The following is a 12,081-nucleotide window of genomic DNA, read 5'->3' on the forward strand; positions in this document are numbered from 1 at the left end:
TATTAATTTTAGATTCCCCATTAATCTATTTAGTAATATAAACAAGCTGTTTTTGTAAATTTTTAAATGAACTTAGTTCATTATATTTAATATTTTTAATAAGCTGCTCCACATAATCAAAGTCTATATCCTTTTGTTCTGCAAGATGATTTTTTAAATGCCTTCCTAAGTTTCTCCAATTCTTAGCCGCTTCCTCTAATTGGGATATAGGTGAGGTATCCTGCAATTCTAGTAAATCTAATGCCTCACTAAATTCCTTTCTATAGAAAAAAGAACTTCCAGATAATAAGCTTTGATATAAAATAAACTTTATAACTTTTATTTGGTGAGATTCCCATTCCTTGATACTATGAAATAATTTTTCATAAAAAACATCACCTTTCCACCAACCATATTCCTCTTCATTAACTTGCTCTGAATTTAAAAATCGTGCTACGGACTTATTTATTTGCAGGTTTATTTTATCCTGTCTAAACTCATAATCATTTTCTATGTATATATACTTAATATTTATATCCAAAGGCATAACTTTTAAAGATTCTATTATTTCTAATTGCTCCTTGTTTATTCGTTTATATACTTCTTCTACATCTGAAGCTAATTCTAATATAATAGTATCTTTTTCTATGTCTACTAACCTAAAAGTCGAGTAAGTATTTAAAAATTGACTTGCTTTTTTATTGATTTTTTCTATATGATCCACTAATTGTATAGGTGTAATTATTAATACATTTTTATAATCATTCTTATTTAATTTATATAATTCATCCATTGTTAATTCTTTATATGCTACTTGTAACTTATCTAATAATTCATCAACTAGCATGACCCCTCTCCCATTGGCCATGTACATATTATGTTTATTATAGGAAGTTCTATATAAAATATTACCAAGTCCGCCTACCAATATTGCCTCTTCGTATTTTACATTTTTCAATATACTTGTCACTGTTGCTATATCACAACTTAACATTTTCTTCTCCTACTTTCGCCAAAATTTAATTCTAAAAAATATATATTGTTATACTTTTTTTATTCTATATATTCTTTTATTTTCCTGCAAAAATTTTAAAAAATGTACTTTTATTTTCCATATATCACAATAACACTTTACATTTTGTAGATTATTTAGATATTCTTCATAAATTATTCATGAATTATCTATCAGAAAATGTGAAAATATCTATTATTATGTTTATCGATAGGAAATTCTAAAAGTTAAGTAAAATTCTAATGATTTCCTGTTAATTTTTTTAATAATGTATTATTAAAAGCATATATTGTAAAAAATAAATTTACTTCTTTTTTTTACAATTTTGTAGGTTTTATAAATAAAAAATGAGGTAGTTGTGGCATAAATGAACTGACCCCTGTCAAGTAGACAGGTAAAATAATTAAAAATGTATAAGATGATGCGACCACTTTTCTGATCGCATTTCTTATGCGATTTGTTTCTGTTTCTTTGCTTCTAATTCTGACTTATAAGCTTGTATACGCTTATTCTCTGGAATCGGATATTGTTTAGGTTGCTTTGACTGTAAAGCAGCATTTCTAATCTCCATAGGTGTCAGATTATCAAAACGTTCCTGATACCTTCCAGAATTATAGTACTCGATATATTCTGCTATTGCCTGTCTTAGTTCTTCTTCCGTGCTGAAATTAGATATATAATACATTTCTGATTTGATGATTCCCCAGAAGCCTTCTGTTGGTCCATTGTCAATACAACACCCAACTCGTGACATTGATTGCGTCATTCCCTGTTCTTGAAGCTTCTTTTGAAATACTTTGCTTGTATATTGAAATCCTCTGTCACTGTGAAACATCGGCATAGCATCGGGGTTCTTTGACAAAGCTAAATCATAAGTATCAAATACAAGCTTATTGTCATTTCGATTACTTAATACATAAGACACCACAGATCTATCATAAAAATCTAAGATAGCACTCAAATACACTTTTTTATTGCTCGTTGGTACTTTGAATTCTGTTACATCAGTTGCCCATTTTTCATTAGGCTTTGCAGCCTCAAATTCTCTATGTAAAACATTCCCTGCCGTTGTTTCTGGAGTAGAATGACGATAAGGTTTTTTATGATTACGAATTACTGATTTAACGCCTAATACATGCATGATTCGTTGAATTCTTCGTCTACTATAATGCTTGTCTTTATCACGATTGATATAGTTACGCATTCGGCGGTATCCCAAGGTATGTTTGAATTTTTCATCGTATTCCTTAATCCATAAAGCTATTTGTTCATTTTCCAATTCATCTGCAGTCTTTTCACGATGAAGCCACTTATAGTAACCAGCACGAGAAACGTTTAATTGCTGACACATACAACTTACATCCCAGTTCTTTTCTTGATTGAAATACTGGATAGTAAGATATTTAGGCTCCAATTTTCCCTTGGCTAGAATCGCCTCCTTTCGAATTCCTTCACTTTTTTTAACAACTCTACCGTCATATCCCTTTCCTCAAGCTGTCGCTTTAAACGTTTGTTTTCACGACGAAGTTTTTCAAGTTCATCTACTTCTTCATCTGATTTATGACGTCCACGATTGTCTGTTAATCCTTCTTCTCCGACTGCATCATATTTATGTACCCAATTATAAACTTGACTATAGGAAACATCATACTTTTCAGCAGTAGCTTTATAATCTCTTTTGTGTTCAATACAATATTTGACGATATCTTTACGCTCATTAAATGTTGTTTTTCTTCTTGCTTCAGCCATATAGACCTCCTGTTTTGGATCATAATCTTTGAGTTCCATATCGCTATTATACTTCAAAATCCATTGTTGTAGGGTATTAACTCCTGGAATATTATATTTTGCAGCAAGCTCTGTGACTGACCCGATTCCAGCAATGTATTCTTCAACAATCTTGATTTTAAATTCTTTAGAATAACTTTTATTCTTTTGGCTTGTATCAAATGCTGTGGCTCCATGAATTTGATATAAAAGTACCCATCGTCGTACTGCTTCACGACTTGAAATTCCAAGGCCTAAGCATATTTGTTGCATACTTTTTCTTCCACTTAAATAATCTTCAACAGCCATTATTCTTTGTTCTGCTGAATAACGTGATCTAGACATAATAAAATCCCTCCAAAATAGATTTGGTTATTTACCGTGTCTACTTTAGAGGGATCATATCAAAACCACAACTACCTCATATATTTTAGGGGACTAATTTCATAAGTTAATTATAACATTACTTGTAATTTTTGTATACATCATTTGATAATTTTTATCAAATGTTTATTTAATAAGATAATTACTAAATACTACAAACTCAGTATAAATTATTCTGTATCAAATAACTGTAAGATTTATATGCTATTATATATTACTTATTTTTACTACTTCTTTAAAAGTACCTTCCATGTATTTTTCCCTACAATTCCATCTTGTGAAAGTCCATTTTTCTTCTGTAGCTGCAGAATTGCATTATATGTTCCTTGTCCAAAAACTCCATCTGCTCCATAACTTCCTACACTGTAACCTTTCCTTATTAAAAGTTCTTGGACTACCTTACTTATGTTACCTCTTGCACCTTGTCTTACAGTAATTAATTTATTTACAGTATTGTCCCCAGCATATCCATCTACTTTAATTCCTGCACCAAATTGCTTATTTAATTCCTCTTGTAAACTTCTTACTACATCCCCTTGAATATTAATTTCCCATGTCTTTTTAGATCCTATTTGTGATGTAGACTCTACTGGTTTTTGTGCTTCAGTGCTTGCACTTTCTCCTACTAAACCTTTTACTATAGCATCTGCTATTTTCTCTGGACCATGACTTTTATATATTGCTATATCCGTAGAGCTATCTATAAAACACACCTCTATAAGCATGGATTCAGCTTTTGTATTTTTAATAACTGCTAATTTAGAACCATCTTTTATTCCCCTATTGCTAAAACCCAAAGAAACTAAATTCTTTAAAACTGCATCTGACCTATATGTTTCTTTTCCTTTCCATGTATATATTTCTGTTCCATATGCACATGAATTAAAGCAATTAAAATGTATTGAGATGAATAGATCTACATCATTGTTATTAGCAGTGCTATATCTATGTGATAAACTTTGAACTAGAGTACTCGCATTATCTAATGCACATTCTATTACTGTATGACCTAATGCTCTTAATTTAGGTATAAGATACTTTCCTACCTCTCTAGTTAAAACTTCTTCTCTTAATCCATTGCCCTGTGCTCCAGTATCTGAACCTGTAAGAGTATGCCCTGTATCAACTGCTATTTTCATAATACATTCCTCCCTTAATCATAACCTCACATAAAATGGATTATTAAATAAAAAACCAAGATATATAATCTTGGCTTTATTTATCTAATGTTTCTTTTATTTTATCTACCTTTTTACTTACATCATCTAATAAATTAAACTTATCAGTTAGCTTTTGGATTATATTTTGATAGTTATTTTCCCTGTTAGAGTTCTCTTTGAGTACATAAAATAGCAAGTAAGTAAATAATCCTGCAAAAGCTCCTTGAGTTAAAAGATATTTTAAAATTTGATTTTCCATATGCACCTCACTAAATAATAAAATATTTAGATTTTTTATACCTAAGTTTTTATTATTTATCTTCTTCTGTTTTATTAAGTTCTTTATTTATTTTATTTTCTTTTACATATTCTTTTATTGCTACTACATGATCTAGCACTTCTTTATTAAATGCCACAAAATCGCCCTTAACATTTTCCTTGTATATTTTACCTTCATCGTCTAGTGTAGTATAGGTATATGCTACCCTATCTCCTACACTTGTATTAATAATAGAAATGCTTGTTATTTTAGTTATCATATATAATCTCCTCCATAAATAATTTTTCTCTCTTAAAAGTTTCTTCTACTTCTTTTTTTACTGATTCTTCTAATATATCATCATCTTCTGGGTAAGGTTGTACAGGTACAATATCCTCATAGCTTTGTATTTCTCTAGTAGCTATACTTTCATTCTCTACACTTTCAAAGCCACGCCTTTTTGCAATTATATTTAAAGAGAATTCTGTTCCTGGAGTTCCTGTTACCTTCACGAACCTTTCCAAAGTTTCTATTTCATTTATTTTGCCTTTGTATATAGATGAAATAACATGATATTTAATAATTGTATTTACACTTTCAATAAATTTATCATTTAATTCTACATAACATACACCATCTTCTCCTATAGATCCAAAGTAATAATCTCCTAGCCAAGAACCAGGAGTTTCATAGGAGTTATATGTTATATCACCATAGAATTTAGTTTTTTGAACACAGTTCTTTTGTCCAGCTACGGTGAAGTTGCCATTAACATGTAAATCCTTATCTGCACAAGCACTCTGATAAACCCACATACCATAGCCATACTTATCATTTCGAGGATTTTTAATCTCAAGTGTAGGGGATAAGAATTTATCACCTATCCAGTATGTTCCTAGGCATATATTCTTTTTATGATTATGGCCTAAACATAAGGTACCATCATCTGATGAATACATAATAGCGTCTATATCTTTCGTTTTCCAATCCCACCAATATTGAGAAACATCTCCTACATTAAATGATTCATTGAACTTTATTGGAAACGGTTCTTGTAATGCCTTATTATCAAAAGTCATATATGATTTATAATAAGATTCTCCGCGTGGCTTATGAGATAATGATAAAAAACTACCAGGTTCACAAGCTAAGTCAATGCCTTTTTGTTTAGGATTATCCACCATTTGTGCTGAATATAACTTTCCAACTTCTTCTGTACCTTCCCAGTCGTAAAATACAACACTGTTATTTTTTAGTTCAATGGCACGTTTGCCAAATTCATACATTAAAAATCTTGCATTGTCTAGATCAATTTTCATAGTTCCATCTAAACTCTGTAATATCCCTGCATTAAGTAAGTCAGCAGTAAATCCTGATCCAGTACCAAAGGTTCTAAAATCCCATTCATCTGTACCTGGCTTAAAACTATCTGCAATCATAAATCCCATAGTTCCAAGTGCCATGGCTCCATAAGTTTTGCTTCCTATTAACCTATCCTCGAATATTATTCCTAGAACATCTTGAGGCTTAGCTACATCCTTCATGGCCTTCATTTTTACTTGGTGAAAATCAATTGCCCCTTGTAATTGATTTGGATTTACAGTTCCATTATCATTAAATATCTTTTCAGCTTTTCTTAAAATTTGATTAGTAGATTTAATATAATCCCCTAAAAAGTTACCTAAGTTTAGCTTATTAAAGTTCTTAGTTAAACAATTGTATTCATAACCAATTACTCTAGATTGTAGATCTATATTTAATTTCTTATGTTGTATGGTTACTGTATCTCCAAGATTTACATTTTCTAAGACTTTATAATCCTTATATTCCTCTGTTTCACTTAATAATAAAAAGTCTGCTTCATAGGATACTGCTGGTTTATCAAGACCATTTTCAAAAATCTTTTTACACTCTTCTATAAGCTTTTTCCTAGCTTCTTGAAGTGTATATCCAGTTTCCCCCTCTTGTGCATCTTCTTTTAGTTTTATATGATCAAATTTTATTTCTTTAGTCTTTATATTTCCGTAAATATTTATTAAAGGACTATCTACATAAGGTTTACTTTTATCTAGCATTATCCCATTGTAACCTAATGGAACTATCCTTGTTACAACTGTATCTAGGTTTAAATCTTCTTTAATTCCTAAAAGATTCTTTCCATACTTAATTCTAACCCCATTATTAATGCCTATTTTAAAATCCATATGAATATTGAAATTATCCCTAAGAAGTTCTCCACCCCAAGAATTTAAAAAAGAGTTTTCATTATCAGATAATAAAGCTTCCACAGGATTTTTCATAGAATAATGAGCTGTAGAAGCTTTTAGAATATTACTAGATACATTAAATTTATTTGGGTTTAACGTATTATTAAAAATGGATTTTATAGCTTCATTGCCTTTTAAGTTCTTTATTCTTACATCTACTAGCATATTATCAAGTAAATCATAAAAAATATGCCTAGCATAAATTAATATACTAGACATTGTCTTTACTTTTTTATAAATTCTAAATAACTGGTCTCCCCTTGGGGTACTTGCTTTAATTATATTCTCTTCTAATAGCTCTTCCCATCTGCCTTCCTTATCTAATGGGTGTTCTAATTCTAACTCGAATATACCATTTAACTCCTCTGTAACCTTGCATGCAGTAGGCTTTATAATAGTTCCATTATGATTAAAGTCTACTTCATTAGCATTATATAAACTTATCAAAATATCACCTACTTCAATCCATATAATGTAACATAAACGGTTCTTCCACTAAAACTATTTACATTACTAACTATATATGCTGTAAATTTACCTCCACCTGGTGTTACTTGAATACGTTCTATACCATTTTCAACACTTCCAAATCCGCCCAAGCACTGAGACATATATGCATTGATGTTACTAAACGATGCAAAATATGCTCCATTTAACTGATTTCCTGTATCAACTGAAGTTTTCAAGGTATATCTAACTATTACAAATTTACCTGCTATAGTTATTCTTGTAGATTCTTTTGTTGGATTATCTACCTTAACAATATCATCTTGGAAAGCTAATAACTTATCCCCATATGCAACATTACCACCATTACCTAACCTTAACTCTTTATTTGCTAATAAATTAGTTAATATGGTTCCAGTGTTATCACTAGCTTGGGATAATTTCCAACTTCTCGCATTTAACTTATCGCCGTTAATATTTACATTATCCGCTTTTAAATCCAAATTGCTTAAATTGCTAGATGCATCCCCAGTTATCCTTAATTCTGTTGGTGAAGGTTCCTTACCAACCCATTCTGATTGAAGATATGAAACTCCGTTTGATGTTACCATTCTCATAGAACCTTTATTATTTTTAACACGTATGGCAGAATCTCCACCTTCAGCTGTTTGTACTAATGCTGAATTGTTCATAACTGGATTAGTTTTATCTACAAAGCGATTTTTAACATAAGTTAAGTCTTTTTTATAATTATTTTCCACATTGTCATATTTGCTTTGGAACATGCCTTCCCATTGTCCTAATTTTGTAAGCGCATCTCCAAGTGCCCCAAATTCATTGGTACTTTCTATGACTTTATCATCTCGCAATTTCTTCTCTATGCATATAGAAAGTATTTTTGAACTTAATATACTATTGTCGCTTCCGTAGATCACTAACTCTAAATTAATATCTCCTGGTAGAAGTAATGCTTGTGTAGTTAATTCAACTTCTATTTTTCCTTCTTTAGGATTTAAAACTTTTACATTATTAAATATTTTAGATTTATCAGGTTTTAAAATAAAAATCTTAACTGTATGTCCTGTTAAATCTATTGGCAGGCTGTTATCAGTTAAGGTTATATTTAAATATCTTGATTTAGTATCTTCTTGTTTTACTGTTATTTTATCGTATATTTCTTTTTTAATATCTATTGGTAAATTATATATACTTTTAGCCATTATAAACACCTCCATTTCGGTTCTACTACAACTTTAGATACGTCACCTTTCCAGCTTATTTTATTCTCCCCTACTTCAAATCTAGGAAATTCTCCATACATTCTAAATCCTTGATTGTGTATTTTCTCTTTATGACATAATTCTAATTCAGAATTTAATGTTATATATTCATTTACACCAGTTAATTTAATAGTTTCTGTATTTATTTCTAGGGTTATATCTCCTGTTCCCCAGATAGTTAAAGTTGGCTCCGAATATATAGTACCTGGATTGTGTAAGCTAGTTGGTTTTTCTAATTCCAAAGAGTCCTTTCCATCTATGAAATATCCAAAAGGTTGGCACTCAAATTGGACTACTCCACTATGAAACTTTTTTAATACTTGATCTAAAGTTATTTTATTAATTATTCTGGCTTTATAATATTTATCAGGCTCATTTGAAAAGATAACTTCTCCACTTCCTGTGAGCCACTTTTTTATATCGTCAAATTTATCATCAAAGTAATCATATTCAACTGATTTTACTTCTCCTTCGTAAGTATTATCAGTATTAATAAGGTATCCATTTCTGCCTGGAACAATTATTTTATCTTCTCTCTTTTCAAAAGTTGATATTGATGGAAGTGATATGATTTTAAACTTCTTTTCATTGCTATGAATGCCCTTCCATATAAATCCGTCCTTCATTATACTCCTCCTTTTCCTACTGATAATTTTCCTCTATAGAATTCTAGTTCCTCTGCAAACTCTCTTACATCTTGCTTTCTATTGTTCACAAAGCTTTCTATATTAACATTTAATCCATTATCATTATTATGTGTTACAGTAGATACTTCACTTGGAATATTCCTGCTAGCAACAATTCCAGCAGTGGTACTTGCTACATTATAATCTACTGCCATTTGCATTTTACCAACTAAACTAGATAAATCTTTCTCTATAGTATTTTCTAAATCAGAAGATTCATCTTCAAATCCTAATCCTATACCTTGTGCTAGGTACTTTCCTACCTGATCTCTCATAACTCTTGATGGTGAATGTATACCAAAGAAACCTTTAATACCACTTATTACACATCCTGCAAATGTAGAGATGTTATTTAAAATCCATTGTTGCATGCTCTTAATTCCAGTCCAAATTCCTGAAATTAAATTTTTACCTATATTAACTCCACCTGTAAATATGCTTGTAATGGCACTTAATGCGTACCTTGCAACACCTCTTGCAGACTCTGCTAAGAAAGTACTCATGGCTGAAAAACCATTGCCTATACTAGAGATAAGATTTCCTCCCCAACTGAAGCCGCCTGTAAATATACTTGTTATTGCATTGTGTACCCATTTAGCTATATCACTTGCTATGGTACATAGACCTTTTCCCATAGAAGAAAATCCATTGCCTATAAATTGAATTAAATTTTTACCAACAGATATCCAATCGTATAACATCATAACATTAACTATAGCAAGGATAATCTGTGGAAGATTAGCTATTAATGTAGGTATACTTTCAATTATACCTTTTATAAGAGTTAATAATATATCTACACCAGCCTTTAAAATTGTCGGTAAATTACAGAATAGAGCATCACAAAATGAATTAATTATTCTTGGAATATGTTCTATTAGGGTTGGTAAAGAATCCATTATTCCTTGTATTAACGCAAGTAATAGTTTTATACCTACACTTATAATAGTATCTATATTATCTATTATCATGTCACATATGCCTATAACAACCTCTATTATTGCAGGTAGCATTGTAGGTATAGATTCCGCTAATCCCTTAGCTAATTCTATTATTAGTTGTAATCCTAACTCCAATATCTTTGGCAACATTGTTAAAATTCCTTCTGCCAAACTTACGATAATTTTTATAGCCGAGCTTACTATCTGTGGTAAATTACCCTTTATTCCATCTATGAAACTCTGTATTATGTCCATTGCTATGTTCATAATCATAGGTAAATTACTAGATATATTACTTAGCATCTTTGCTGCTATTTCCCCAATTGCCCCTACAAGTCCTGTAATACCTTTCTCTTTAAATTCTTTACTTAATGTATCAATATGACCTAAAGCTGCAGGTAATACAGTATCTTTTAATGTATCAGCTAGGGGTGCAAATGCTTCACTTGCAAGAGAATTAAAAGCATTTTTTATAGTGCTCACATTGCTTCCCATATCACTATTACATTTGACACCTATGTCCCATAATTTTTTTAATGCTCCTCCAGCAGCAATTACACCATCAGTAAGACCCTTTAACCCTGTTTTAGCTAGTTTACCTAATTTACTAGCCAGTCCTTCTACTTCTTTTTCAGCTTCTTTAGCAGCTTGAATATTCATATTAACATTTACTAAAATCACTGCATTACTCATATTTTCACCTGCCTTTTATATAAAATAAAAAGACAGACACTGGCTCACTACTCTATAGTGTGGCTCTAGGCTCTGTTCTCTGTATAACTTTTAATTTAATTATTTTTTTGCATCTAGTACATTTTACTTCACCTTTAATGTAGTCAGCTTTTAAAAGTAACTGATTACAATAAGGGCATCTTATGTCTTTAATATTAACCACCTACTTTTAAACATAAAAATAGCACTTACTAACTAGTAGATGCTTAAGAATATATTATAATATTTTATCTAAATCCCCACCATTAAGTAATATTTCTTCTATTTTATTAAGCTTTTCTTTTTCATTTTTACTTATATTAGTTGGAATTTTGTAAAGCTCTTTCATCTTTTTATAATAATTCTTTTGCTCTTTATCTTTTATTTTACCTAAATCAATAACACGGTAACCCATTATTTTAACTAGCTCATTATCTTCTTTAAGACTTTTAAACATAGCTTTAAATTTCCACCAATGTAAATACTCCATATCCTGAAGGTCAACTCCATATTGATCTAAAAATGCAGAATAAATATAGTCATCATCATATTCGTAGGAGTAAACCTGTATAGTCTTACCTGCTCCTTTATTTTTAGACTTAATTTCATCTTTACCACACCTATAGAACCATAGAATTTTCTCTATTGCCTCATTAATATTTTTAGGTATTGTTGAATAATAAAGCTGTAATACCTGTATAACCTTGTTCTCATGGTTTAATTCAGGGTCTTGCATTAAAAGTTCAAATAAAATAGAAGTACGAAAATCTGAATTAATTTCATAATCTTCCCCCTCTATATTTACTGTAGTAGGTAAAATATCTATAAGAATATTCATTACTTTTTATTTCTTCTTTGTGCCCTATTAGGAGAATATTTGTTAGCTAGTTTTTCCATCTCGACACTTTTAGCATTCATTTGGGTTGCAAGCTCTTCAAAAGCTTTTAAACAAGTTAATAAATTAGTTTCAGCACCAAATACTTTCTTATCAGTGCCTTCTCCAAACATAATGTTAAATACTTCAAAAATAGCATTACATTGAGTTCTTATACTTTCAGATATTTTCATATCTTGTACATTTTTTGATACATCTTCAACGTTTTCTAGTGCCTTTTCGTATTTTTCAGCCACCTCTACATCTAATATATCTAAATCTTGTAATTCTACTCCATTAATTTTCATAATCTT

13 protein-coding genes are annotated in these 12,081 nt (G+C 30.3%); all 13 read right to left on the minus strand.

The genetic code is table 11. From position 1 onward, the window contains the following. Positions 1 to 25: 25 nt before the first annotated feature. The 13 genes from FGL08_RS10390 to FGL08_RS10450 all read right to left on the minus strand — a co-directional run bounded on the left by FGL08_RS10390 (position 26) and on the right by FGL08_RS10450 (position 12,075). On the minus strand, positions 26 to 973 hold the full coding sequence (locus FGL08_RS10390) for a hypothetical protein (RefSeq protein ID WP_138210727.1): 948 nt from the start codon (positions 971 to 973) through the stop codon (positions 26 to 28). A 466-nt stretch (positions 974 to 1,439) separates the two neighbouring features. After that, complete coding sequence (locus FGL08_RS10395; protein ID WP_171012025.1) at positions 1,440 to 2,405, minus strand: IS3 family transposase; 966 nt, start codon at positions 2,403 to 2,405, stop codon at positions 1,440 to 1,442. A gap of 11 nt (positions 2,406 to 2,416) precedes the next feature. Beyond that, on the minus strand, positions 2,417 to 3,103 hold the full coding sequence (locus FGL08_RS10400) for a helix-turn-helix domain-containing protein (protein ID WP_138210378.1): 687 nt from the start codon (positions 3,101 to 3,103) through the stop codon (positions 2,417 to 2,419). A 266-nt stretch (positions 3,104 to 3,369) separates the two neighbouring features. Continuing rightward, on the minus strand, positions 3,370 to 4,281 hold the full coding sequence (locus FGL08_RS10405; RefSeq protein WP_138210728.1) for an N-acetylmuramoyl-L-alanine amidase: 912 nt from the start codon (positions 4,279 to 4,281) through the stop codon (positions 3,370 to 3,372). Positions 4,282 to 4,357: 76 nt separating this feature from the next. Continuing rightward, entirely contained in the window at positions 4,358 to 4,561 is a 204-nt protein-coding gene (locus FGL08_RS10410) for a BhlA/UviB family holin-like peptide (protein WP_138210729.1), read from the minus strand. A 52-nt stretch (positions 4,562 to 4,613) separates the two neighbouring features. After that, positions 4,614 to 4,841 carry a hypothetical protein gene (locus FGL08_RS10415; RefSeq protein WP_138210730.1) on the minus strand — a complete coding sequence of 76 codons (228 nt, stop codon included), beginning with the start codon at positions 4,839 to 4,841 and terminating at the stop codon, positions 4,614 to 4,616. Then, a complete protein-coding gene (locus FGL08_RS10420) occupies positions 4,831 to 7,275 on the minus strand; it encodes a phage tail spike protein (protein ID WP_171012050.1) in 2,445 nt (814 codons plus the stop codon). The genes FGL08_RS10415 and FGL08_RS10420 overlap by 11 nt, the downstream gene beginning before the upstream one ends. A gap of 8 nt (positions 7,276 to 7,283) precedes the next feature. Then, positions 7,284 to 8,495 carry a BppU family phage baseplate upper protein gene (locus tag FGL08_RS10425; RefSeq protein WP_171012051.1) on the minus strand — a complete coding sequence of 404 codons (1,212 nt, stop codon included), beginning with the start codon at positions 8,493 to 8,495 and terminating at the stop codon, positions 7,284 to 7,286. Beyond that, positions 8,495 to 9,181: a distal tail protein Dit gene (locus FGL08_RS10430; RefSeq protein WP_138210733.1), complete on the minus strand. Its 687-nt coding sequence runs from the start codon at positions 9,179 to 9,181 to the stop codon at positions 8,495 to 8,497. The genes FGL08_RS10425 and FGL08_RS10430 overlap by 1 nt, the downstream gene beginning before the upstream one ends. Then, a complete protein-coding gene (locus FGL08_RS10435) occupies positions 9,181 to 10,875 on the minus strand; it encodes a phage tail protein (RefSeq protein ID WP_138210734.1) in 1,695 nt (564 codons plus the stop codon). The genes FGL08_RS10430 and FGL08_RS10435 overlap by 1 nt, the downstream gene beginning before the upstream one ends. Positions 10,876 to 10,927: 52 nt before the next feature. Next, positions 10,928 to 11,077 (minus strand): Com family DNA-binding transcriptional regulator, encoded by a 150-nt coding sequence (locus tag FGL08_RS10440; RefSeq protein ID WP_138210735.1) that lies wholly within the window; start codon positions 11,075 to 11,077, stop codon positions 10,928 to 10,930. A 54-nt stretch (positions 11,078 to 11,131) separates the two neighbouring features. Continuing rightward, positions 11,132 to 11,731: a bacteriophage Gp15 family protein gene (locus FGL08_RS10445; RefSeq protein ID WP_138210736.1), complete on the minus strand. Its 600-nt coding sequence runs from the start codon at positions 11,729 to 11,731 to the stop codon at positions 11,132 to 11,134. After that, positions 11,731 to 12,075 carry a DUF6673 family protein gene (locus tag FGL08_RS10450; protein ID WP_138210737.1) on the minus strand — a complete coding sequence of 115 codons (345 nt, stop codon included), beginning with the start codon at positions 12,073 to 12,075 and terminating at the stop codon, positions 11,731 to 11,733. The genes FGL08_RS10445 and FGL08_RS10450 overlap by 1 nt, the downstream gene beginning before the upstream one ends. Positions 12,076 to 12,081: the final 6 nt, after the last annotated feature.

This window comes from Hathewaya histolytica (genome assembly GCF_901482605.1).
Lineage (GTDB): Bacteria > Bacillota > Clostridia > Clostridiales > Clostridiaceae > Hathewaya > Hathewaya histolytica.

Excerpts from the sequence above, each read along its gene's own strand:
- FGL08_RS10410 (WP_138210729.1), bottom strand. The coding sequence starts at position 4,561 with ATGGAAAATCAAATTTTAAAATATCTTTTAACTCAAGGAGCTTTTGCA.
- FGL08_RS10450 (WP_138210737.1), bottom strand. The coding sequence starts at position 12,075 with ATGAAAATTAATGGAGTAGAATTACAAGATTTAGATATATTAGATGTA.
- FGL08_RS10390 (WP_138210727.1), bottom strand. The coding sequence starts at position 973 with ATGTTAAGTTGTGATATAGCAACAGTGACAAGTATATTGAAAAATGTA.
- FGL08_RS10400 (WP_138210378.1), bottom strand. The coding sequence starts at position 3,103 with ATGTCTAGATCACGTTATTCAGCAGAACAAAGAATAATGGCTGTTGAA.
- FGL08_RS10435 (WP_138210734.1), bottom strand. The coding sequence starts at position 10,875 with ATGAGTAATGCAGTGATTTTAGTAAATGTTAATATGAATATTCAAGCT.
- FGL08_RS10445 (WP_138210736.1), bottom strand. The coding sequence starts at position 11,731 with ATGAATATTCTTATAGATATTTTACCTACTACAGTAAATATAGAGGGG.
- FGL08_RS10405 (WP_138210728.1), bottom strand. The coding sequence starts at position 4,281 with ATGAAAATAGCAGTTGATACAGGGCATACTCTTACAGGTTCAGATACT.
- FGL08_RS10425 (WP_171012051.1), bottom strand. The coding sequence starts at position 8,495 with ATGGCTAAAAGTATATATAATTTACCAATAGATATTAAAAAAGAAATA.
- FGL08_RS10415 (WP_138210730.1), bottom strand. The coding sequence starts at position 4,841 with ATGATAACTAAAATAACAAGCATTTCTATTATTAATACAAGTGTAGGA.
- FGL08_RS10430 (WP_138210733.1), bottom strand. The coding sequence starts at position 9,181 with ATGAAGGACGGATTTATATGGAAGGGCATTCATAGCAATGAAAAGAAG.